Annotated in this window: 9 protein-coding genes; 6 read left to right on the top strand and 3 right to left on the bottom strand. The window is 63.0% G+C overall.

Going from position 1 to position 24983, the window contains the following annotated elements; translation table 11 throughout:
* Positions 1-268 precede the first annotated feature (268 nt).
* The 3 genes from AC1PLS_RS09460 to AC1PLS_RS09450 all read right to left on the bottom strand — a co-directional run bounded on the left by AC1PLS_RS09460 (position 269) and on the right by AC1PLS_RS09450 (position 16878).
* The gene (locus tag AC1PLS_RS09460) at positions 269-631 is read right to left on the bottom strand and encodes a hypothetical protein (RefSeq protein WP_184434681.1); all 363 of its coding nucleotides are present in this window, start codon (positions 629-631) and stop codon (positions 269-271) included.
* On the bottom strand, positions 631-15108 hold the full coding sequence (locus AC1PLS_RS09455; protein ID WP_481104488.1) for a hemagglutinin repeat-containing protein: 14478 nt from the start codon (positions 15106-15108) through the stop codon (positions 631-633). The genes AC1PLS_RS09460 and AC1PLS_RS09455 overlap by 1 nt, the downstream gene beginning before the upstream one ends.
* 69 nt (positions 15109-15177) lie before the next feature.
* On the bottom strand, positions 15178-16878 hold the full coding sequence (locus AC1PLS_RS09450) for a ShlB/FhaC/HecB family hemolysin secretion/activation protein (RefSeq protein WP_184434684.1): 1701 nt from the start codon (positions 16876-16878) through the stop codon (positions 15178-15180).
* A 748-nt stretch (positions 16879-17626) separates the two neighbouring features.
* Between AC1PLS_RS09450 and AC1PLS_RS09445 the strand changes: the two genes are divergently transcribed.
* From AC1PLS_RS09445 to AC1PLS_RS09420, 6 genes are all read left to right on the top strand, one after another.
* Positions 17627-19585, top strand: coding sequence for a tetratricopeptide repeat protein (locus AC1PLS_RS09445; protein WP_481104417.1), 1959 nt, complete (start codon positions 17627-17629; stop codon positions 19583-19585).
* A complete protein-coding gene (gene pgaB / locus AC1PLS_RS09440) occupies positions 19567-21465 on the top strand; it encodes a poly-beta-1,6-N-acetyl-D-glucosamine N-deacetylase PgaB (protein WP_184434690.1) in 1899 nt (632 codons plus the stop codon). Before AC1PLS_RS09445 ends, pgaB begins: the two co-directional genes overlap by 19 nt.
* 3 nt (positions 21466-21468) lie before the next feature.
* The gene (gene pgaC / locus AC1PLS_RS09435; RefSeq protein ID WP_039527593.1) at positions 21469-22722 is read left to right on the top strand and encodes a poly-beta-1,6-N-acetyl-D-glucosamine synthase; all 1254 of its coding nucleotides are present in this window, start codon (positions 21469-21471) and stop codon (positions 22720-22722) included.
* Entirely contained in the window at positions 22719-23165 is a 447-nt protein-coding gene (pgaD, locus tag AC1PLS_RS09430; RefSeq protein ID WP_184434693.1) for a poly-beta-1,6-N-acetyl-D-glucosamine biosynthesis protein PgaD, read from the top strand. The genes pgaC and pgaD overlap by 4 nt, the downstream gene beginning before the upstream one ends.
* A 592-nt stretch (positions 23166-23757) precedes the next feature.
* The gene (locus AC1PLS_RS09425; RefSeq protein ID WP_202397492.1) at positions 23758-24114 is read left to right on the top strand and encodes a MarR family winged helix-turn-helix transcriptional regulator; all 357 of its coding nucleotides are present in this window, start codon (positions 23758-23760) and stop codon (positions 24112-24114) included.
* A gap of 135 nt (positions 24115-24249) precedes the next feature.
* Positions 24250-24960, top strand: coding sequence for a nitroreductase (locus tag AC1PLS_RS09420; RefSeq protein ID WP_126966368.1), 711 nt, complete (start codon positions 24250-24252; stop codon positions 24958-24960).
* Positions 24961-24983: the final 23 nt, after the last annotated feature.

Raw genomic sequence — 24983 nt, 5'->3', positions numbered from 1 at the left:
CCTGACCGACAACCCGGCAGAGTATTGCTGGGCCAGATGCTTAGCTAACCTAGCCAGCGCAGGCACTCCGCCCCCCCCCTTTCGCGGGCGTCATGCGCGATCATCGGCCACGCGAACCGAACACCGTCGACTGATAAGTTAACCTAACCTCGTTATTCGATGATCTGTTCCTAGGTGAAGCGCGTCTTCATGTCCAATCTCCTCTGGGTAGGGAATTGGACTCCAAACTGAGGCGCCACTCAAAATTGGGAGAGGAGGGACGTCGTAGTCATATCCACTTAAATTGAGGATCAACTTGAAACTCCAACCCTGCTGCCTGCAAATTCTTTATAACATCATAAACCTCCGGAGCCTTTCCAGTAAAAATAACAAATGAACCCTGCTTGAGAAATTTTCTGGCCTCAATGAAATTCGAACCAACTACAGATGCAACCATTCGCACATGCTCAGAGTTACTAAAGTCTCCACTACACCTAATACTGTATTCGTTATTGTCACTATTTATCTCAGGAATAACTGTAGTTACAAGCGACCATCCACAATTTTTACAAATAAGACCCTGAGTTCTGCCATCCATGTAAATATCTAAATGCCCCCCACAAACCTCGCACCTCCCCAAAATATCATTCATTATTTGACCTTTGGTTGAAATATCTTGAACTCACCTTGCCGCGACAAATCAGGCTGATTAAACAGCGGAGAATTTCTGTCCAGTGAGCGCCGAGGAGCAACAACAATTTTGCCATCGCCATAAGCCCAGACAAGATCAGTGGGCGCTTTAACCGGAACACCCATTTTGTTAGCCAGGTTTTGCGCAAAGCCTAGATCACAAGATCCAGTTTCGCAAGAGAGCAAGCGAATAGGTTGACCGCTATAGCTTGGATCGCCTTTTATAAGCTTGGCCAGCACCCTCTGATCGGCTGCTACTGGACCATTTGGCATGAAGACTTCGACCTCATTCTTATTTCCGTGAGCGATAACGTCAAAAAAACCATCAGAATCAACATCTCTCCGCTTAGAAGCATTCAAGAAAAATTGATCAGATTTCCCCATAAAATTCAGCGAACCAGGAACTACATCGACTGGCCTACTCGAATTTAGGTAGGTAACAATGTCATCAGCCTTAAACGCGTCGCCCACGCTTGTGGCTGCCTTTGCAGCGACACCACCCTTCCCCACATAGAGTTCTGGAGCAACGAGTGAGAATACGTCAACGCTGACCTTGCCGCCGATTGCACCCGCCTTGGCTATGTCATAGATATCCCAAGAACCGTGCGTGTTCGTGTAGGCCGCAAATGCGAGATCCTCTGCATAGCCGCTGATACCAGTTTTTATTGCATTTAACGCGCTCTTTGCGTCGTTAAAGTTCTTCTCGGCAGTAGCTGCGTAACCATTCCCCCACAGATAGGCTAGTTGATCAATCGTTTGTCCAACCTGGCCTGCAGGACTCATACCTTTGGCCAGCTCTGCCACACCGGCAACCATTTCCCAGACCCGGCCGGTAGCACCGACCGTACCTGCTCCCATACCCAGCGCCGCGCGCAGCGCAGAATCAGCGGTTGCAACTGATAGCGGGATGCTACCGTTCCATGCTGCCGAAGCCAGCGCTTGGCTGCTGCAATCACCTGCCATCGCACACGCAAGCTTGTGGCCAAGATCTGCAGTCGTCACATGGGTGACGAAGTCCTTGGTCAGTGAACCGTCCTTGTCGGAGTTGAACAGGCCAACCAACTCAGGCACGTGACCCGCAAGCCAAGCGGTGTATTCCCCAGCGTGATCGAGCTGATCTTGCATGGCTGCGGCGGCCAGCTGTTTTTGCTCCGCGCATCCGCCGCTGGCTGGATCGCTACACGCACCGCGCAACGCGAGATTGCGTTCTTCCGACAGCGCCTTCAGTTGCTCGGCGCGCTCACACTGGGTGCCAGACTTGGAACAAGCGATCAGGGCTGTGGCATATTCCATCCGCTCTTGATGGCCGAGGTAATTGTTGGACACCTCATTCAAGGCTGCGGCACCGCCTGCAGCACCACCGGCCGCAGCGCCTAGCGCGCTCGCTGACAACCCTGTCAACGTGGCAGCCACCGCTTTATTGATTCCGGCTTTCTCCAACGCTTCTGCCAGGTATGGTGCCGCCACGGTGCCTGCGGCTGCGCCTAGCGCTCCTTCCGTGCCACCTGTCAGACCACCCACAACCGCATGTGACAGCACACGCAACGTGCCGCCATTGCCCCAATCCTTCATCAACTGATCAGCTTCAGCCCGCTTGCTGTCGTCACCGGTTGCATCTGCTTCCGCATAGAGCTCGGCCGCCTTGTCAACTTTTCCCTGTGCGTAATCGCCAACAAACTTCGTTGCCTGCTGCCCTGCGGTGGCGGTGATCTGCGCTTGCGCGGCAACTTGGTCACGCAGTGCCTGACCATCCCATTGCTTGGTCAAGCCACCTGCGTCATCGCCGCTGATCACATCGCGCTTAAGACCCGCCAATGCATCTGCAGCGGTCTTACCAGACTTGGCGAGTTGCCCAGCCTCGTCGGTGATGAGCAAGCTGCCACCACTGATCCCACTGGTGGTGGTCGATGTCGCATCGCCACTCTTGCTCCCAATGCCAGCCGCTGTACCGGTGCTTCCAGTCTGGAAGTTCTGCCACGACCAGTTTGCGCCGTTATTGACTGTCGGCTGGACCTGACCGGTTTCTCCTTGCTGCTTCTTGTCGCCTGTTCCCTTGCTATATCCGCCCGACAGACTGAACCCTTTGGCGTCGTAACTGCTAGTGTTTTCAATATCGCTATAGGTCAGCGTGCCGGTCTGCAGGCGATTGACGCCGGCATCCACCGCCGCCTGGGTGCTGGCGATCACCGAGCCTTTCAGATCGGTATTGCCGCCGACACGGATGTTGAAGCCGCCGTCGCCGGCCTGGATACCGCTCTGTTCGGTCACGCTGGCAAAGTCGCCACTGACCTTGTTACTGCTATAGCTGGCGCTGGCACTGAACCCTGCGCCAAAGGTCACACTCGCGCCAACACTCTTGTCCTTGCTGTCGTACGTGCTGGTGTCCTGCAGGCTCTCGATGCTCAGATTGCCACCGACATCGGCGATCACCTTGTCCGCCGACAGCTGCGCGCCCTTGAGCGTGGTGTCATTGCCACTGATGACCGTGGCCGTGTTGCCGGCAACCAGATGACTATTACTGTAGGTCACGTCTTCGCCATTGGCTTTGCCGCGCGATCCAGCTGCACTGATCATCACGCCAAATGCGGCACCATCCGGGCCGTAAGTGATACCGACACCCAGCGACGCGCTGCTGCTCTTACTGGTACTTTTTTGCTCGGCGGTGTTCTTCGCTGCTTCGATGAGTACATCGTGATCGGCTGCCAGCAGCAGATCATTGCCCGCCTTGATGTCGCTCCCACGAATCAACAAATTACTTTGGTCGCCACCGCCGGTGGCAATCAGGTTGACGTCACCACCTGCCTGTAGCTTGGAGCCTTGTGCGAGACTGGCCGTCTGCGTGCTCTTGCTCTCGCTCTTGCTGCCGCCAATGCTGATGGCAATGCTCAGATTGGCCCCCTGAGCTGCGCCGGCGGCGCTGCCACTGCTCAACGCGCTGCCAGCTTGGCCCAGCGCCTGTCCTGCCCCATATGCATTATAGGCCGCCGATCCGAGCGCAAGTGCTTCCATGCGACTGTCGCCCTTGACCTCCTTGCTGGCCTTGTAGCTGTCGTTTGCCGCCTGCGCCAGGCTGATCGCAGCCGAGCTCAAGGTCAGCGACAAACCGCCTTGGCTAAACTTGCTGCGCTGTTCCGCATCACTGTCGTTATAGACCTCCGTGATCGCGATGTCCTTGCCGGTCGCGGTCATGTCGCCCTGCAACGCCATGACATCGCCGCCCGTAATCGCCAACTTGTTGCCGGCCACCAGGGTGACGTCACCCTCCAGGCTGCCGACCGTCGTTCCGGTATGCGTGATCTGGTCGATGTCGGCGCCAGTGGTGACCTTTTGCTTACCGAGCGTCACCCCAATACCGCCACTTCCGAACAGACCGGACTTGGTGGTGACTTTGTCATGCTCTTCGCTATGCGTGTTCTGAGCAGTTTCCAAGGTCAGGTTGTTGCCTGCTGCAAGCGTGACGTCGCCGGTGCCGACAATCTGCGCACCTTGCGATAGCAGATCGTTACCCGCCGCGATCTGCACCGTGTCGCCACTGAGCGTGGTGGTGACCGCCACGTTGTCCTGCCACTCATCATGCGTGGTCGTGGTCTTGCTGGAGAACGTGCCCTTCTTCTTCTTGGTCATGTCCTGCACGGCGTCGTGCTGCTCGCTGGCGGCGAGCAGGTTGACGTCGTTGCCGGCAGCCAGGGTGATGCCGCCTTCCTTGGTGGCGGCAGATGCGGCGGTGAGGGTGATGTCGTTGCCGGCCTGCATCGCCAGGTTTCCGCCGGCACTGAACTCGGTGCCGTGGACGGTTTCGTCGCTGGTACTGGTGGTCTGCTTGAAGCGCTTGCGCGTTTCCAGCGTGTTGCTGGTGTCCACAGTGGTCAGCGTGCTGGCATTGATGTCGTTGCCGGCGCTGATGCCCAGGCCCTTGCCGGCGTCCAGCTTGGCCGCGACCAGATTGACGTCGTTGCCGGCGCTGAGGATCAGGTTGCCGCCGGCGGTGAGTGCCTGCTGATCGATGGTCTGCGTGGTCGTGGTGGTGGTGACGCGCGTCTTGCCGTTGCGGGTCTTGTAGCTGTTGGTTTCGGTCTCGTTGAGGACGGACTCGACGTTGAGGTTGTTGCCTGCTGCGGCAATCAGATCGCCGCCGGCCTTGACGTCGGCCTGGCGGATGGTCAGGTCGTTGCCGGCGGTCAATTGCAGGCTGTCGCCGGTGCTGATGTTGGTGCGTGTGGCGACCTTGCCATCCAGGCCAGTGGTCGGGGTCAGCGAGAGGTTGTTGCCTGCCTGCAGTGCGGCACTGCCGCCGGCCTTGATGTTGACGCCGTGCAGTTGCAGGTCGTTGCCTGCCGAGACCACTAGGTCCTTGTCTGTGGTCACCGACACCGCATCGCCGCCGCGCAGCAGGCCGTTGTCGTTGCGCAACGCGCTGGGCGTGAGGCTGAGGTTGTTGCCTGCGATCAACGCCGCACTGCCATCGGCCTGCACGCGGGTACCGCTCAGCGTCATGTCATTGCCGGCGAATAGTTGCAGGGTGTTGCTGGCGCTGATGCCCGACAGGATGCCGACGCCGTTGATGGCCTTGGATGCTTCGCTGACCAGATTGTTGCCGGCTACCAGTGCAACGTCGCGGCCCTGGATCTGGCCCTGATTGAGCAGGTCGTTACGGGCTTCCAGCGATACAGCGCCAGTGCCGCTGATGCGGCCCTGGTTGAGAAGGTTGCCTGCGGTGATGCTGACATCGGCGCCTGCGATGACGCCCTGGTTGCTCATGGCGTTGGTGGCGTTGAGCTCGACGTTGCCACCGGCGATCAAGGCGCCATTGCCACGCAACTGCAGCGAGTTGGAGGCCAGATACACAACGGGTACCAGCACCTTCTGGCCCTGGTAGTTCTGCTCCACCATCCACACGATGTCCTGCGTCAGCGCGGCCGCTTGTGCGGCGGTCAAGCCCACGCCCATGCTCAGCTGCAGCTGACCTGCGGCGGCCACGCCCGACTCCAGCAAGGCGCGGTACTGTGCCACGCCATCGGCGTAGTTGCCCAGATAGCGGCGGCCGGTGAGCTGGGTGATCTGGTCCAGCACCAGGCGCTGCTCGTAGAAGCCATCGCCCAGGCGGGTCTGGGTCCACTCCGGGTCAACACCCAGCTTGTCCAGCAGCAAGTCGCTGCTGATGAAGTTGTCGTAGTTGACGAAGCGCGGGTCGGTCTCGATCAGGTAACGACGGCCGGGGCCATTGCTGCGCCAGGCATTGATGCCGCCCAGCCCGTTGGCGGCGCGGCCCATTGCGGTCAGATCGGTACCGGTGCCGCCGGATAGGCGATACAGCCCGCCAATGGGCAGATCGATCTGCGTCAGCGAGGTTTGCCCGCTACCCACAATGTTGGTCACCGGAATGGTGGCCGGATCGACTCGGGTACGGCTGTCGGTTGCGACGGCAGTGACGCCGGTACCGGCCGCGGTGGCCTGCACGTCTGCCTGATCGACGCTGCTGCGTACAAGCCCACTATCGTTGGACGCGACAGGTGCAACCGACATCTTGACGATGCCACCCGATGTGGCCAGCGTTGCGTCCTGCGTGTTGGCGCCCACCTGGGTGCCTGCACTGCCGGTCGTACCGGTGGCAACACGAATACTGTTCGCGCCGCCATTGGCACGGCCGATCACTGCCTGGCCGCCCACTCCACCGGCGCTTTGCATGGCGCGACCAGTCAAGCCACCTTGTGCGCCGACACCATTCAGTGAAGCGCCGCTGATACCACGACCGTCGCTGCCGACGGCACCATTGCTGATGTTGGCACCATTGATGCTGACGCCTTGGCCACCGGTCATGCTGGCGCCCAGGGCGATATAGCTGCTACTGGTCGTCGAAGAACCCAATTGTTGATCTTCTTCCTCGTAGTAGCAAACGACCTTCTGTCCAACCGGCTGCATGCAGTCATTGGTGATCGCGGTGACGATGTGCTCCACATCGCTTTGCCGGACAACCTGGTTCAATGCCAGCGCTTGGTTGAGCAGTTGCTCACCGCCATTGATCATTGCATCCGAGAGCCCTCCAAGACCTTGCTGGTTGGCAGCAAACAGACCGGCTGCGGCGATGGTCGACGCATTATTTGTGACGCTGCCCGACAGCAAGATGTTTCCACCCGCTGCAATCTTCCCCTCCGCACTTGCGGATGACAGCTGCTCCTGCTGGATCACCTGATAGTTGCGATAAATGCCAGGTGCGAGTCCTTTGTAGGGATACGGCGCCCGCGCGCCCTGCAGATTCCGGATCGCTTTGCCTTCGATGAGCTCGCCGCCGGAGTAAATATTGTCGCTACCAGGATCGGTCGACACGTTGGTCGTATTGATCACCCGCCGCCGATTATTCAGCTGGTTGGCCGCAATCAAGATGCTCCCATCAGCCTCTATGCTGCCCGACAGGTTATTGACCACACCCGTACGCGATACCAAGGTGCCGCCGCCATCCTCCGCGCCGCCGATGGCGATATTGCCCAGGCTGAAGATGCGCGCGTCGCGATTGAGCAGTTGATCGCGCACGATCAGATTCATGTTGCCGGTGGAACCGAGCAAGGCCGAGCCATAGGCTGCGTTGTCGGTCGCGCCGCCGAAGTCGGCGCCGTTCACCAATGTGCCGGTGTTCACCGAGACGTTGCCGCCGACGATGCTGCCGGTGTTGTTGATGCTGTTCGCCACCAGCGACAGTGCGCCATTGCCGGAGATACTGCCGGCGTTGTCGATGATATTGCCGCCGTTGAGGCGCGTGTCATTGGACAGGATGTTGGCGCCTGCGCGGTTGGTGATGCTGCCGGCCGTAATGTCCAGGCTGCGCGCAGCCTTGAGCGTGGACTCGTTGACCAGGCTCCCACCGACGCGCAGGTTGAAAGTGCCGTTACTGGTCAGGTCTGCACCGGCGCGGTGGGTGTAGTCGCTACGCAAGGTCAGGTCCAGCAGGTTCTGCGCCAGGATGCTGCCACCACCGTCGAAGCCGACGGTGTCGATCACCACATCGCCGGCGCCGCCGGTCACGCTGCCGGCGCCAATCTTGCCACCCGCGTTGTTCAAGTTCTGCAGGTTCAGGCGGACTGCCTGCTCGGCCTTGATGGTGCCGTTCTGATTGTCTAGCGTGGCGCCTGCGCGCTGCAGCAGGAAGCTTGCGCCGGCATAGACGTTGCCGCTCTGGTTGTTCAAGCCAGTGGTGTTGGCGATCAGGTCGCCGCCGGCGACCAGCTGACCGCTGTTGTTGGCGATGCTGGCGGCATCGATCACCACGCTGCCGCGTCCACCGAGATTGCCGCCGCTGTTGGTCAATGCACCGCCAGTGGTGATGCGTGTCAGTCCACCGCCGTTGTTGACGATACTGCCTTGGCTATTGTCGATACTTCCGCCGGAGGCGGTCAGCGTATTGCCGGCATCGAGCTGGCCGCCGCTGTTGAGCAACGCGCCGGCGACGGCAACGTTGAGATCATGGCCAGCACTGAGCTTGCCGCCTTGGTGATTGTCCAGCTGGCCGCGTGCCGTGACGCTGAGGTCGCGCGCTGCTTGCAGACTGCCTCCGCTACTGCTGATGTTTTCCGCAGTAACCACTGCGTCGGTGCCGGCACCGATCGTACCGTTGCCGTTGTCCAGGCCACGATTGAGTTCGACGCGCAGGCTTCCACCCGCACCAGCGTTCGCGACCGCCTGCACAATGCCGCCGGCATTGCTGAGGCTGTCGGCACGCAAGGTCAGCGCACCACCGCTGGCCTGCAGCAAGCCGTTGCGATTGTCGGCCGCGCCGGTACTTTGCACCTTCAATCCACGTGCTGAGACCGAACCACCGATGTTATTGAGGCCAGCAACAGTGAGTGCTGCATCGCCCGCTGCGGCAATCGCGCCGCCCTGGTTGTTCAACGCGCCACTGGCATCCAGGTTCAGTTGCCCTTGCGTGAGGATGCGCCCACTGCTGTTGCCCAGCGCACTACGGCTGGTGACCGACAGGACGCCGGTGCCGGCATGCTCGATGCGCCCTTGTGCATTTTCCAGGCTGGCTGCAGTGATGGTCAGATCCTGCGCATTGCTGGCCAGCGTGCCACCGATGTTGTCGATCGCGCCGCCGATGCTGACGCGGGTCAGTCCGTTGCCGCTTTGCACCAACCGCCCGCCGGCATTGCTCAGGCTGGCGCCGTCGATACTCAGCTGGTTGGCCTGCATCTGGCCGGCGACGGCGTTGAGACGCCCGTTGTCGATGTTGCCGCCGGCCTGCACGGTGAGCGTCCCGCCGGCAAGCAAATCACCGCCACGATGATCGAGGTTGCCGCCGGTGGTCAGTGCGACATTGCCGGTTGCGCGTGTGCTGGCACCCGCCAGCTGCAGCTGGCTGCCCTGCGCCGTGAGGTTGCCGCCAGCCAACAGCTTGCCGGAGGCGCTGAGTTGGCGATCGGCGATCAGGCTCAGCGTGCGTCCGCTGCCGAGGCTGCCGTCTGCGCTGATACCGGCGCCCACTGTGCCGGCGATACTGATCTCACCCGCACGCAGGCTCAAGTTGCCCGAAGCGGTGGTCTGCCCGGCGTTCTCGATGCGGGCCCCCTGCAGACCTACCGTCGTACCGCTGACGGTGCCCTGCTGACGCAACACGGCGTCGCTGGTCAAGGTGACCTGCTGAGCGCCGAGCTGGCCAGCCACACCCAGATCGCCCTTGGAGCGTAATTCCAGCGTGCTGCCAGCGCTCAAGGTGCCGCTCTGTGCCAGCGCGCCATCGGCCTGCGCCGAGAAGCTGCCAGCCGATGCGAGGCTGCCGCCGAGTTCCAGGTTGCCGCGGCTGATCAATGCGACATCGCCGCGCTCGCTGCCCAGCTGGCCGCTGCTGCTGACTTGCGCCGCTTCCACGCGCAAGCCATTGCCGCCAATCAGGTCACCGCGATTGTCCACCGCTCCAGTGGCGATAACACCCAGGCGTTGCAAGCCGTAGGCCTGGCCAGTCTGGCGCAGCGACCCGACGCCCAAGGCGAGTTGATCGCCGGCGCGCACGGCGCCAGCATTGTCGAGCAAGCCGCCGATGGCGAAGGTAGCGTCACCCTGCGCGAGCAGCACGCCGCTGGCGGCATTGCTTGCGCTGGCTGCGGTGACGTTCAAGCTCTGACCAGCGACGACTTGCGCCGCATTGGTCAACGCGCCAGCTGCGCTCAGCACCACATTACGGTCGGCTTGCGCGACACCGGCAACCGCCAGGTCGCCGGTGCTGCGTAGATTCAAATCAGTGGCTGCATCGAGTGCGCCACGGCTGTCGATCGCGGCGCCATCCAGGCTGATAGCGCCACCGCTTTGCAGCACGGCAGCCTGACCGGTGCCGATCCGCGCGCCGCGCAGGGTTGCATCGCCCGTCGCCACCGCCTGTCCGTTCATTGTCAGTGCGCGCTGCGCCTGCAGGTCCAATTGCGTTGCCGACTGCAGCGTGCCTGCGGCGGTGAGATCGCGACCGGCCTGTAGCGCGATCGATTGCGCCTTGAGTGAACCCGCCTGCTGCAGATCGCCAACTGCAGCGGCCTGCAGTGTGGTCGCTGCGGCGACAATGCCTTGCAGCGTCATGTCGCCTTGGCTGATCAAACTGACGTTGGCAGTTTCGCTACCGAGCTGGCTGCTGCTGCGTAAGCTGCCTGCCTCCACCTGCAGCGTGTCTTTGGCAATGAGGTTGCCGCGGTTGTCCAGCGTGCCAGTGACCTTCGCGGTCAGTGCCTTGCCTGCAATCGCAGTACCGCCCTGCTCCATGCTGGCGGCGGTGATGCGCAGATCGCCGCCGCTCTGCAGGCTGCCGGCGTTCTGCAACGCGCCAGTGGTCAGCGTGACGCTGCCATCGGCGGCCAACACGCCGGCCGCCACGTTGTTGATGTTGCCTGCCTGCACCGACAGATCACGGCCAGCAATCACCTGGCTCGCATTACTCAAGGTGTCGGTTGCGCTCAACACAACATCGCGATTGGCTTGTGCCACGCCTGCAAGCGCAAGTGCTCCCGTGCTGCGCAGGCGCAGGTCCGTGCCGGCATCAAGCGTGCCACGGCTGTCGATTGCCGCACCGTCCAGGCTGATCGCGCCGACGCTTTTCAGCACGGCGTCGCGGCCGGTGACGATGCTGTTGCCGCGCAGGTTGGCGTCACTGCCCGCCTGCGCCTGACCGTTCAACGTCAGGCTACGCTGCGCCTGCAGATCCAACGCAGACGCGGACTGCAGGGTTCCCCCGGCAGTGAGATCGCGGCCGGCCTGCAATGTCACGGCCTGCGCGTTGAGCGAGCCGGCCTGCAGCAGATCGGTGCCAGCGGTGGCTTGCAGCGTGGTCGCCGCAGCCACCACACCGTGCAGATCGATCGCGTTCTGGCTGGTCAGCGTCAGTGCGCCGTCGACCGAGCCGAGTTGCCCGCTGCTGACGATGCTGTCGGCAGCGATGCTCAGATCCTTGCCCGCTACCAACTGACCCGCGTTTTCGAATACGCCTGTCGACGAAATCGATACCGCATCCCCACTGTAGACACGTCCGCGCTGAAGCAATGTTCCGGTGTTCAGTGCAAGGCCACGCTCGCCATGCAGGGTGCCATTGTTTTCCAGCACGCCAGCGACATCGACGCGCAGGTCGCGTAGTGCACCCAGGGTTGCCGTTGCGGCGTTGTTGGCACTGGCAGCCTGCACGTGCAGGTCGCGTGCTGCGACGACTTGAGCGCCATTGTTCAACGTGCCCGCAGCGGTCAGCGTAACATCGCGCCCGCCCTGGACCACGCCAGCCAGTGCAAGACTACCGGCGCTACGCACGTTCAAATCGGTCGCCGCATCGAGCGAACCGCGGCTATCGATGGAGCCGCCATCCAGGGTGATGGCGGCACCACTCTGCAGCACTGCTGCAGCGCCCGTCAGAACCGTTGCACTGGTGACGGTTGTCTCACCCGTACTCGATGCCTGTCCATTCAGGGCGAGCGTGCGCTGTGCCTGCAGATCCAACGTGGATGCCGATTGCAGAGTGCCATTTGCAGTGAGGTCGCGCCCTGTCTGCAATGCGATCGACTGTGCCTTGAGCGAACCGGCCTGCTGCAAGTCGCCGCCAGCAGTCGCACGCAATGCAGTGGCCGCTGCAACCACACCCTCGAGTTGCAGCGCATCTCGGCTGTTCAACGTGACATCGGCGCGCTCGCTACCCAACTGCCCACTGCTACGCAGCGTGGCCGCATCGACCTGCAACGCATCCTTGGCGATCAGATTGCCACGATTGGCCAGCGTGCCTGCGATGGCGGCGCGCAATGCCTTGCCTGCAGACGCGCTGCCGCCCTGGTCCATATTGGCTGCGCTGATCTGCAGATCGCCACCGGCCTGCACGCGGCCAGCGTTGTTCAGCAGTGCCGTAGTGGTCAGGGCGATGTTGCCCTCGCCCGCCAACACACCGCTCGTGGTGTTGTCGAGGCTACCTGCCTGCACCGACAGATCGCGGCCTGCAAACGCCTGCGCTGCGTTACTGAGCGCGCCGGCTGCATTCAAAACAAGGTCGCGCCCGCCTTGTGCCACACCCGCCAGCGCCAGATCGCCCTGGCTGCGGATGTGCAGATCGCTCCCTGCATCCAGCTTGCCGCGGCTGTCGATGGCCGCGCTGTCCAGCGCGATCGCTCCCGTACTCTGCAACACCGCATCCTGGCTGGTTGTCAGTGTGGCGGCGCGCAGCGAAGCATCACCGCCAGCCTGGCCCTGGGCAGCAAATGTCAGAGCACGCTGTGCCTGTAGATCCAGCGTGGACGCCGACTGCAGGTTGCCAGCAGCGGTGAGATCACGCCCGGCACTCAATGCCAGCGACTGCGCTCTTAGCGAGCCTGCCTGCTGCAGATCGCCAGCGGCGCTGGCCTGCAGCGTGGTCGCAGCGGCAACCACGCCTTGCAGCGCGATATCGCCCTGGCTGCCCAGACGAACACCTGCCGCTTCGCTGCCGAGTTGACCGCTGCTGCGCACGCTGCCGGCATCGATCTGTAGCGCGTTCCTGGCAATCACATTGCCAGCGTTGTCGAATGACCCGCTCACAGCTGCCGAAAGCGTGTTGCCCGAGCTGGCGCTGCCGCTTTGCGTGAACGCGCCAGCGGTCAGCTGCAGATCGCTTGCCGCATACAGGCTGCCGGCGTTATCCAATGTGCCGGCCGTGCGCACGCGCGCACCGGCATCCGACGAAAACGCGCCACTTTGCGCGTTGCGCAACGAGGCCGCCTCTACATCCAGCGCGCCAGCTGCGATCACCTTCGCGCGGTTCTGCAGTGCTGCGCCCGCCTGCAATGTGGCTGAGCCAGCGCTCTGCACGGTGCCGTCCAACACGAGCTCGGCAGCACTGGCGATGCGCAGGTCGCCACCTGCATCGATGACACCGTTGTGCTCGACCGCTGCGCCGCGCAATTGCACCGCGCCGTCGCCGCGGAGCTGACCACGCTGACGCAGCGCGCCGTTCGCCTGCAAATCGATCGTGCCTGTCGAACTCACCACGGCATCGCTGACGAGCTCACCGCCTGCGGCGATCACCAACCCACCGGCGGTGGTCTGCAGGGTGCCGGAGAGTGCGGTATCCCCGCCGCTACGAAGATTTACGCGACCGGCGTTGAGGATGCCCGAGACCTGCGCGTCCGCTGCGGCGTACAGGCCCAAAGCAGTACCTGCCACGGTGTTGCCGCTGAGCGCCAGACCGCCGCGGCTGCGCAGCAACGTCTCCCCACGCTGGCTGCCGATATCGCCACGACTGTCCAGCTGCGCCGCGTCGATGGTCAGCGCATTGCCAGCAACGAACGTGCCGCTATTGACTAGACCACCGGCAACCGCCGCCTGCGCATCGCGTGCGGCCGCCAGACTGCCCGTCGTGGTGACAGACGCTGCCTGGAGACGCAGATCGCGACCAGCGTAGCCGCTACCGGCATTGTTCAACGCACCTGCACTGCGCAACTCCAGATCGCCACCCGCAGACACTGCGCCGCGCTGTGCGATGTCGATACCCGCCGCATCGAGCGCCACTGCATCCGCTGCAATCAGCTGACCCTGCAGTTCCAGCCGACCGCCGGCTTGCACATCAGCACCCTGCCCGGCCTGCGCCAATCCACCCAGGCGCACGTTGCCGCTGCTGTTCACGCGCAAGGCGGTGGCCGCGTCCAGGGTGCCCAGTGCATCGATCGCGTTCGCATTCAGCCCGATCGCGCCGCCGCTCTGCAGCGTGCCGGTCAGGCCGATCTGGCCCGCGCGCAGGGTTGCAGCGGTTGCCGCATAGGCCACACCGTTGCTGCGCAACACACCATCGGCGCCCAGATCCAGCGCACCCGTCGTATGCAGGCTGCCATCGACATTCAATTCCGAACCGAACAGACGGATGGCGCCGGCGCTGCTGCGGCCGCTGTCGCTCAACGTGCCACTGGCTTGTGCATCCAGGATACCGGCGGCGACCAGATCGCCTGCCAGGGTCATGCGCGCGCCGCGCAGACGCACATCGCCTTGCTGCGAGCCGAGCACGCCGCGCTGGTCGAGGTCACCGGCTGCACGCACACCCATTCCATCGCGCGCCACCGTGGTCCCGCTCAGGCTCACCTGGCCCGCGCTGTCGATCTGCAGATCGCCACTCTGCGCCGCCAGGGTGCCGCGACTCACCACGCCGACACCGGCTTCGGTCGCAATCAGGCGAATACGGTCGGCATACATGCCGCCCAGCTGCGCCACGTCGATGCCGATCGACGGTGCGGCGCCATCGGTGCCCGGCATCACGTCCAGCAGCATGCCGTCGTAGCTGACCCGCCCTGCACCCGCGGCAGCGACCAGTTCCCTGGTCCAGATCGAGCCCTCCACGCTGAGCTGACGCGACAGCAGGTCCAGGCGATCCACGTTAGACGCATCCAGACCGTTGCTGCCGATACTCAGCGCACCGCCGGTGATGCTGAAGCCGTTCAACGCACCATCGCTGCCCAGGTTGGGCGTGCCGGTGGTCAAGGTCACGCGCGCGGTGTTGAGAAACCCGCAGCCATCGCAGGAAATGCCGTTGGGGTTGGCGATCACCAATTGCGCCTTGGCACCGGCGATTTCGGTGTACCCCTGCAAGCGGCTGCTGGCCGAGGTCACCTCATTGAGGATCAGCGAGGCGGCACCGCTGCGCTGCAGATTGTCGTTGCCGGCGACATAGCCGCCCAGCTCGGTCTTGGATATCTGCGCGCTGTTGTTGAGGATCAACCCGTTCGGGCCGACGTTGAAATTGCTGTAGCGGTTATGCGAGATGCCGCGCGCATTGGGCGCGACGATGTCCACCACCGGCACGCCATTGGCGGCGACCTGTTGACCTGGTGTCTGGCCGCCGGGATTTGGCGTTGGTGCCACCTGTGCCCACGCCGGAAACGATGTCCAGGTGACCGTGCAGCACAGCAGCAACGCAAGCGCGCGCTTGCTTTGTTCGGCCAGGTAAGCACGTACGCTCATCGCTTCGGTGTCCATCGTTTCTCTCTCGCCACTGGTCGGCGTCATCAATCAACAGCGCGCTGCCGGCTGGCGGCGCGATCCATGTCAGAACTGGTAGATCACACGCGCGCCATACGCCGGCTGCGCACTTCCAAACCCATCCGGGCGATGGATCGCCCAGCCGGCAAACGCATCGATGCTGGCACCGAACCAGCCCCCGCGCAGACCCACCGCGCCGCCCATCAGACTGCGGCCGCGCAGGCCGCTGGCACTGGTGCCATCGATGCGACCGGCATCCATTCCCAGGTACGGTGTCAGCCCGATCTGCTGGATCGGAAAACTCAAGGTGTTGCGCCAATACGCGCCTTTTTCCGCGCCCAAGGTCGCTTCGCCATCGAAGCCGCGCACGCTGTAGCGGCCCCCGATGGTGACGAACTCCGAGCCAAGCAACAGCTCGCCTGCGGTTTGCGCACGCAGGCTGCTTTCCCACGCCATCGGCACCGGTCCCAGCTTGAACGGCATGGCGGTGCTCACGTCCAGCGTGGTCACGCCATAACGGAATGTCGGGAAGCCGATCTGCGGGTCGTAACCGGTCCACTGGCTGTTGAACCACGGCGTGCCACGCCGATGCGCGATACGCACGTCCAACTGCATCGTCCCCAGATAGCGGCGATGGGTGACGTAGAACTCCGCGCTGCTGGTATCGCGACGCTGGATGCCGATCTCCACGCCATCCAGATAACTGCGCGCACGCCGCCGGCCAACCGTGACACCGGCAGAGGTCTTGCTGGTGCCGTTGCGATGCAATACGCGCTGGATATCCAGCTGCGCGTTGCTGGATTCGCCGCTGGACTGGAAGGTCTGCAAAAATCCGTCCACGCGCTGGTGGTAGCGGTACGACGAGGCCGACAACGCAAACGTCCACCAGCCCCATGGCAGGCTGTAACTGAGACTATTGCCGCGCGTGCCGCGCTCTTCGTCGCGCGTGGCCAGGTCATGGCTGTAGCCGACGCTGAGCAGATCGTTGAGCCCCAGCGGGTTGTCCAGCGAAAAATCCAGCCCGCTCTGCACGCGCCCGGTGGCTTCCACGCCAGAATCGTCGGCATTGGCCACGCCGCGCCAGCGCCGACCATGCTGCAAGGTGATGACCAGATCCGATTCGCCCGGTGCCTCGCCCGGCGCGATGTCGATCTTGGCGTCCTGCGATGGCAGTCGCTTGAACTGCTCCACCGCCTGCTCGATCGCACGCAGGTCCAGCAGGTCGCCATGCCGTAGCGGCAGCGCGCTCTTCCAATGTTCGCCGCCGGTGTCGGAAACCACGCGCACCGCACGCAAGCGGCCGGGCATCAGTTCGAAACGCAGTTCGCCGCGCGAAAGATCCTGTTCGGGCACGCCGATGCGGGTGGTGACCAGACCGCGCGCGACCAGTTGGTCCAGGGCGCGACGGCGGATGATGTCGATACCCGCGCGACCGATGCAGCGGCCCTCATAACGACGCAGCGAGGTCCACAACCACGCAAAGCGTGCACCGTCGTTTCCTGCACCGGACAGGCGCACGCGGGCGATCGGGAAACACAGTTCCTCCTTTGGCAGCACGGTGCTGCGCGCATCCACGCGCTCGGCATCCTCGCGCGGGCCGGCGAAGGGTGCTTGTCGCTCCTGTTCCTGACGCCGCTGAATCTCCTCGGCCTGGCGCAATTGCTCCTGGCGATCCAGCGTTGTCGGTGCTGTTTGTTGTGCAGCCGCCAGCCCGGCGACAGCCCATAGGCAAGCCGCCAGCGCCATTGGCGCCGAACGCATCCACATTTGTCCTGCCCCCTGTCCGGCGGGCCGCGCTTGGGCGCCCCGTCGCTCACACCGCCATGCCCGGCCACCAAGACGGCGACGCAACCTTCAGCACAACGAACGCGGCGCAACTGTGATGGAACGTTAAGAACTGGTCAACGCGCCGTGTAGGGGCCACCCTGTAAGAAAAACCCGACCCTTCCAATTTTGTGACTTAAATCACTTAAAAAGCGGGCAAAAATATCCCTGCGTATCGGCTCTGCTACCTAATTCCGCCCCTTTTAAGCGCAAAACATCCGGCAACGCGTGACTAACGTAGACAACACAGTAATGACGATTAATGCATATGTAACTGCGACCAGCGTGGCAAATCATGGGCGTATTCGAGTGATGCCCGCCCCGTCAATTTCCAGGCCCCCGTGGCGCCGCTTGAAGGCGATTGACTGGAACGGGAAGATTGCCTCAACGCGTTTTTAGTGACTGATGTCACACTTAAAGCAGACTGATCCGATGAAGATCGCGTTAAATTCGTGATGACGTCGGCTTTACGTGGGCATACGCAGTATCGCCAGTCGTCATACGCCTGGACCGCTAATGCACTGCCTTTTCCCCCAGCTTTTGCAACCACGTGCGTCGCGGCCGTCCTGACCGCACGGGCGCACTCACTCCTCTGCTCAGCCTCGCTTTGATCGCCGCATGTGTGCCCCAGGCGCACAGTGGTGAAGTGCGGCCTAACGGGGTGACTGATGCCTCCACCGCCCTTACTCCCATGCAGCAGGCTGAGCAGTTGCGCGCCCAGCAACGCCATGCGGATGCCTTGGCCATCTATGAGCGTGTACTGCGTGCGAACCCACGGGACCGTGGCGCCTATGCCATGCGTGCGATCACGCTGAGCGACCTCGGCAGCGCACAGCTCGCAGCAGAGGCCGTGTGGCGGCATCCGGACTGGTTCTCGCAGCAGGAGCGCGAGCGCATCGAAAACGATCGTGTCGCCCGCATGATCGGGTGGGCCAGCGCCGAACCCATCGACACCGCACACCGCTATGCCGAGACCGACCAGGCCCTGGTCAATGTCGCCCGCATCGAACGCGAATCACCGCCGACGCTGACGTGGGAAGCCACGCGGCTGCGCGTCGACAGCCTGGTCGCGCTCAACCAGCGGCAGCGCCATCGCGACGTCGTGGCCAACTACCAGGCGTTGAAGGCGGAAGGTATCGAGGTTCCCGCCTATGTACTGCCGACGGTCGGCGATTCGCTGATGGGCCTGCGTCGCCCGGCCGAGGCCGAAGCCGTGCTCCGGCAGGCCCTGCAGCACAATCCCGACGACTTCAATACGCAGCTGCTGCTGGGCTACGCCTTGCTCGAGCAGGAACGCTTCGACCTGGCGATGCCGCTGTTTGAAAGACTCGCGGCCACGCAGGCGCCGTGGCCGCGCCGCAACGGCGCCAGCAGCGGCTACGAAAACTGGGATCGCTTCAGCGCAGACATTGCCCTGGCCACCGCACGCTCGGCGGCCAACCACAATCGCGACGCAGACGCCCTGTTGCGCGAACGCGTAGCCATCGGCCCCGACAATGCGGAGCTGCAGGCGGCACTGGCCTCGATCGAATTCCGTCGCGGGCACCCGAGCGCCGCGCTGCAACGCAATGCGATGGCCTTGACGCTGGATCCGCACCAGAAACAGGCGCGCAGTGGCGTGGTCGAAGCGCAGCGCGATCTGGATCGCCTGGATCTGGCCGCAGCGACCTTTGCGCCGCTGCGCAAGGAATATCCGGATGACGCCGGCCTGCAGCGGCTTGGCGCCTCGCTGGAACGCCAGCGCGGCTGGCAGGTACATCTCAGCCATGCGCGCGGCCGCAGCGACAACGACACCCTGACCAACAGCACCTCGCCGCTCGGCAACGACTTCGGCAGCACGCTGCTGGAAGCCGAATCGCCGCTGCTCGGCGAGCGCTGGCGCGTGGGATTGCGTGCACGCGACGATTGGGCCGATTTCCAGGACACGCGCGTACGTTATCGCAGCTTCTGGCTGGGCACGCACTACCGCTACGACCGCCTGGATGTCAGCGCCTACGGCGGACGGGCGCTCGACGAATTCGATCGCGATGGCACCGCCTGGGCGCTGGATGCCGGCTGGCGGTTTTCCGATGCCTGGTACGGCAGCCTGGCCTGGCGCACACGCGATCCGGACGCCTCATTGCAGGCACGCCGTTTCGGCATCACTGGCGACAGCATCGGCGCCGCCCTGCGCTGGACACCCAACGACGAAAGCCGTTGGGAACTGCAGGCACGCCAGCTGCGCTACAGCGACGGCAATCGGCGCGATCAGCTGGATCTGTCCGGCAGCCAGCGCCTGTGGGCCAGCCCGCACGTGCTGCTGGATGGCCTGTTCGCCGCTTCGGCCGGACGCGCCGAAGACGACCGCGCCGTCAATTACTTCAATCCGCGCCGCAACTCTGCGGTGGCCGCTGGCGTGCGCATCGATCAGATCGGCTGGCGTCGCTACGACTACGCCTTCCGGCAGCGGCTGGAGGTCACCGTCGGGCCGACCTATCAGTCCGGCTTCGGCAGCCAGTGGGTGCCCAGTGCGGCCTACCGGCACCTGTGGTCGCTGGGCGACGGCAGTGCGCTGAGCTACGGCGTGAGCTGGTCTCGCCCGGTCTACGACGGCCAGCGCGAACAACAACTTGGATTCGACCTGGATTTCCGATGGGGAGGTACGCCTTGATCCGCCTGCCGCTGTTGCTGGTCGCCTTGCTGCTGATGACGTTCGCGTCGTCGGCGCAGGCGGGCCTGCTGGTGCTCAGCTACCACGATGTTCGCGACGACGTCGCCGCCAAGGGCGATCCCGATCGTTATGCGGTGTCCACCAGCAACTTCGCCGCGCATCTGGACTGGCTGCGCTCGCACGCCTATCACCCGGTGAGTGTGCAGCAGGTCCTGGATGCACGTGCCGGCAGGCGCGCCCTGCCCTCCAGGCCGGTGCTACTGACCTTCGACGATGGCTTGCGCAGCGTCTACACGCGTGTGTTCCCCTTATTGCAGGCCTATGGCTATCCCGCGCTGGTCGCACCGGTCACCAGCTGGGTCGAATTGCCGGCCGACCAGGTGGTGCCCTACGGCCATCGCGATTTCACCCACGATGATTTCGTCACCTGGGCACAACTGCGCGAAATGCAGGACAGCGGCCTGATCGAAATCGGTTCGCACAGCGACGATCTGCACAAAGGTATCCCCGGCAATCCATTCGGCAATCAGACCCCGGCAGCGGTCACCCGTCGTTGGGAAGCGGGCAAGGGCTATGAGAGCGAAGCGGATTATCGCCAGCGCATCCAGACCGATCTGCGCCATAGCCGCGACGCCATCGTGGCGCACCTGGGCAAACCGCCGCGCGCCATGGTGTGGCCGTATGCCGCATACAACCGCGCCAGCAACGCCATTGCCGCGCAACTGGGCATGACGCTCAGCTTCGACCTGGAAGGCCGCTCGCACGAAGCCGATATCGGCCAGCAGGGCCGCGACCGCGTAGACGGGCAATCGCTGGCCAGCCTCGGCCGCCTCTTGCTGTTCAACAACCCCGATGTGCGCGACCTGGCCGGCGAACTGCGACGCGATCTGTCGCGCGATGGCCTGCGTGCGATCCAGATCGATCTGGATTACGTCTACGACCCGGACCCGGCGCAGCTGGCACGCAACCTCGACATCCTTGTCCAGCGCGTCAAGGACATCGGCCCCAGCCATGTGTTCCTGCAGGCCTTCGCCGACCCGGATGGCGATGGCGCAGCCGATGCGCTGTACTTCCCCAACCGGCATCTGCCGATGCGCGCGGATCTGTTCGGGCGTGTGGCCTGGCAGCTGCGCACCCGTGCCGGCGTGCGCGTGTTCGCCTGGTTGCCGGTGCTGGGCTTCCATCTGCCCGACGCGCAGCAGCAGGCGGCGCTGCAGATTCGCGGCAAGGACCCGAAGGATGTGCCGCGCCTGGATCCGGGCAATCCGCGCACGCATCAGCTGGTCGCCGACATCTACGAAGACCTGGCCGCCAACACCTACTTCGAAGGCCTGTTGTTCCATGACGATGCCTACCTGCGCGACGACGAAGTGCCTGCCTACGGGAATGGCGATCCTGCCACGCGCACGCAGCAGCTGATCGGCTTCACCCAGGAGCTCAAAGCAGCCGCCGAACGCTGGCGCCCCAAGCTGGTGACCGTACGCAACCTGTTCGCGCAGCCAGTGCTGCAGCCGCATAGCGAGGTCTGGTTCGCGCAGCGCCTGGATGCGTTTGCTTCGGCCTACGACTACACCGCGCTGATGGCGATGCCGTACATGGAGCAGGCCGACGACCCGCAACATTGGCTGCAGCAGCTGGCGCAGCGGGTCGGCCAGCAGCCGCATGGTTTCGAGAACACCATTTTCGAACTGCAGACCGTGGATTGGCGCACCGGCAAGCCCTTGCCGGAGGGCGTGCTGCTCGAACACAGCAAGTTGCTCCTGGCTGCGGGCGTGCGCCACCTGGCGTACTACCCCGACGACTTCATCGGCGGCCACCCGTCTCTTCCCGAAGCGCGCGAGGCCATGTCGGCTCGGCAATTCCCATATATCGAGCGGTAGCCGATGACGACCAGCCTCCTGTTGGGCGCCCTGTTCAACTTCGCGTTTTTCTATCCCATCATCATGGCGTTCTTCTGGATGATCGGAGGCACGTACTACTACCTGCGACGCGAACGCGGCACACCGGGTCCCTCGTCGCCGCCACCGTTGGCCAGCGAGCCCTTCGTGTCGTTGCTGGTGCCCTGCTACAACGAGGCCAAGCATGTCGGCGAAACCATCGCCGCGATGAGTGCGCAGAACTACCCGGACTTCGAGATCATCGCCATCAACGATGGCAGCAGCGACGACACCGCCCAAGCGCTCGACGATCTCACCCACCAGCATCCGCGCCTGCGCGTGGTCCATCTGGAGCAGAATCACGGCAAGGCCAACGCGCTGCGCGTCGGCACGCTGGCGTCGCGCTCGGACTATCTGGTGTGCGTGGATGCCGACGCCATCCTGGATCCGAACGCCACCCGCTGGATGGTCGGCCACCTGATCTCCGGCCCGCGCGTCGGCGGCGTCACCGGCAACCCGCGGGTGCGTAACCGCACCACGCTGATGGGCCGCATGCAGGTGGGCGAATTTTCCGCCATCGTCGGTTTGATCAAGCGTGCGCAGCGTGTTTACGGACGGCTGTTCACCGTGTCGGGCGTGATCTGCGCGTTCCGGCGTTCGGCGTTGCATCACGTCGGCTTCTGGTCCGACAACATGGTCACCGAAGACATCGACATCTCCTGGCGTCTGCAGCTGGACGACTGGGATATCCGCTACGAACCCAACGCGCTGTGCTGGATCCTGATGCCGGAGACCTTCCGCGGCCTATGGATGCAGCGCCTGCGCTGGGCGCGCGGCGGTGTGGAAGTGTTGCTGAGCCATGGCCGCCGCGTGCTGTCCTGGCGCAGCCGACGCATGTGGGGCGTGCTGCTGGAATATGCGCTCAGCCTGGCCTGGGCCTACACGATGCTCTTCATCATCGTGCTGTGGCTGCTCGGCAAGGTCATCCCGCTGCCGCCTGCGCTGTACGTCGACACCATCCTGCCGCGTTGGCATGGCCTGGTGCTGGCGGTGGTGTGCCTGATGCAGTTCGCCACCAGCCTGGTGATCGAACGCCGCTACGAAAAAGGCCTGGCGCGCCAGTTCTTCTGGGTGATCTGGTATCCGGTCGCCTTCTGGATGATCGGCATGCTCACTGCCGTCATCGCCTTCCCCCGTGCCCTGCTCGCGCGCCGCAGCAAACGCGCCCGCTGGAAAAGCCCCGACCGAGGAATCCAATGACACCGCCCATCATCAACCTGCCGCAACGCCTCGGCCGCTCGCGCCGCCTCGCCTACGGCGCCGCCACCGCCGGCGCCTGGATGGTCTACTTCTATCTGTGGGCACCACTGGCAACGCTGATCGCCTGGTTCTTCGGCCTGCGCAGCGCCTATATGGAGCTGTACCTCAAGCACAACGCGCTGGATCCGTTCGCACTGGGCGCCCTGCCGGTGATCGCCCTGATGAGCGCCATCACCACCGTCGGCTGGGCCGAGTACAACCGCATCCGCTTCGCCAAGGCCGATCAACGCAAACGCCGCCGCACCGTGCTCGAACCGGAAGTCGATCAACGCCTGGGCGTCCCCGAGCAACTCGGCAGCCTGCTGCGCCATAGCCGCATCGCCTCGGTGGCGATGGACAAGTTTGCACGACCGGTAGGGGTGCGGGTTGTGCGGCATGGCTGAGTCGGGTTGATGGACGATAGATACGACCGATCGCTCAGGCAATCGATGACCTCGCTCAGCAATGCGCCGAGCGCAAGCGTCAGTCCAGTCGATTCTGTTGACCCCGGCTCGATTCGAACGGGCGACCTTCCGGGGCTGCAGGGCTTCGTGCCGATCCATGGCCTCGCTGTGGCTAGGAGGAGGGAAGATTCGGTCCCTGTTGCTCGCGGGGGGCAGCGCCGAGCGTGTAGATGCAGATGACAACAGTCGACCTCGCTACACCATGGCTATGCTGGCGCAATTCAAGAATGTCTGAGCCATGACTGCACATCACTGAACAACGGCCTTCGGGCGCACAAGGCTTCCCCACGTACGAAGCGTATCCGTGGGACTCAGCTGACATACGCTGACCAAGCCTGTTGACAGCCGCTCGAAAATGTATGGAAAGGCCATGCTGGTTCCCTTTGTCAATCACAGCTATTGCAATAGCGAATTGCCGGATTTATTGTCTAGCGCACAAGACTAATTCACCAGAAACGTGATGCCGAAGTCTCAAAGCGTGGGTTTGCAACTGTCTTTCGCTCTGTATGGAGCGGCCAACAGAATGGCTCGGATGCATAAGCCGTTCCTTGAGCCACTGGGCCTGACGTTCCCGCAGTACCTTGTGATACTTGAGCTCCTGCATGGCTCGCCGCAGTCCGTAGGCATGCTTGGCGAGCGTCTCGACATGGACACCGGCACCATCACCCCCCTTGTGAAGCGGCTTGAAGCGGCGGGATTTGTTACCCGTGCCCGCGACCCACGCGATGAAAGACGCGTGCTTGTTGATCTGACAGCGCGTGCCGGCGGCATCCGGGACGAGATCTTGAGCGTCAGCCAGAAGATCAAGAGTGCTTGCAAGCTCGACGAACAGGGCTTGATCGAGTTACGCGACACCTTGCAGGCCCTGAGTCGTCCTCAACTCGGCTAAAGACGCCGCCAGAGCCTTCTCTTCAACCCATTTATCTAGCGCACTATGTTGTAGTTCACCAGATTTTTCTGAGGTTCCGCGGCGGACTTGGAGGATTCTCTGAACGCCCTTACAAATCCGGGAGTATTCATAAAAATGCACAAAGCCAGAGAACAATCAGCAACGACCTCCGAAGGAATGCTCTCGTTCACCGAGGCAACTCGCGTGCGTCGCTCGATACGCGGCTTTCTGGATGAGCCGGTGCCGGATCGTGTTATCCGGGAGGTTCTGGAGGATGCGCAACACGCGCCGTCCAATTGCAACACGCAGCCTTGGAATACTCACATTGTCCGCGGCGACAAGCTCAAGCAGCTTTCCAGGTTACTGCATGCCAAGAACGACGCAGGAGAATTCACTCCCGACTTCTCGTTTGATCAGAATGACTTCTACGGCGAGTATCGCAAACGTAACGACGCGCTAGGCAAGGCCTACTACGAAGCCATGAACGTCATGCGCGAAGACAAGGAAGGCCGGCGCCGCGTAGGAGCGATGAACTACTCGTTTTTCAATGCACCACAGGTCGCGTTCTTGTTCATGCCCTCATTTGGCGACAATGTACGCGTCGCCGGTGACATGGGCATGTATGGCCAGACCATCCTTCTGTCGCTTGCAGCTCGCGGACTCGGCGGCATCCCGCAAACCGCGCTCGCGTTCTTTGCCGGAACAATCCGCGAATTCCTTGGCATTCCCGACGAATTGAAGCTGCTGTTCGGCATCTCTTTCGGGTACGTAGATGAGGCAGCGCCTGGCAACCGGATTTATATGGATCGCGTGCCCGTCGACACGAGTACGACCTTCCATTCCTGACGCACGCCAGCGCGCATTCAATT

This window comes from Xanthomonas sp. NCPPB 3218, from assembly GCF_056725185.1.
Note: the sequence above shows the minus strand (reverse complement) of the source record. Positions and strands in the feature narration are given on the sequence as shown.

Bases quoted from the DNA above. Each gene is read 5' to 3' on its own strand.
- AC1PLS_RS09450 (WP_184434684.1), bottom strand. From the start codon at position 16,878: ATGTGGATGCGTTCGGCGCCAATGGCGCTGGCGGCTTGCCTATGGGCT.
- pgaB (WP_184434690.1), top strand. From the start codon at position 19,567: ATGGGGAGGTACGCCTTGATCCGCCTGCCGCTGTTGCTGGTCGCCTTG.
- pgaC (WP_039527593.1), top strand. From the start codon at position 21,469: ATGACGACCAGCCTCCTGTTGGGCGCCCTGTTCAACTTCGCGTTTTTC.
- pgaD (WP_184434693.1), top strand. From the start codon at position 22,719: ATGACACCGCCCATCATCAACCTGCCGCAACGCCTCGGCCGCTCGCGC.
- AC1PLS_RS09420 (WP_126966368.1), top strand. From the start codon at position 24,250: ATGCACAAAGCCAGAGAACAATCAGCAACGACCTCCGAAGGAATGCTC.
- AC1PLS_RS09455 (WP_481104488.1), bottom strand. From the start codon at position 15,108: ATGGACACCGAAGCGATGAGCGTACGTGCTTACCTGGCCGAACAAAGC.
- AC1PLS_RS09460 (WP_184434681.1), bottom strand. From the start codon at position 631: ATGAATGATATTTTGGGGAGGTGCGAGGTTTGTGGGGGGCATTTAGAT.
- AC1PLS_RS09425 (WP_202397492.1), top strand. From the start codon at position 23,758: ATGCATAAGCCGTTCCTTGAGCCACTGGGCCTGACGTTCCCGCAGTAC.
- AC1PLS_RS09445 (WP_481104417.1), top strand. From the start codon at position 17,627: ATGCAGCAGGCTGAGCAGTTGCGCGCCCAGCAACGCCATGCGGATGCC.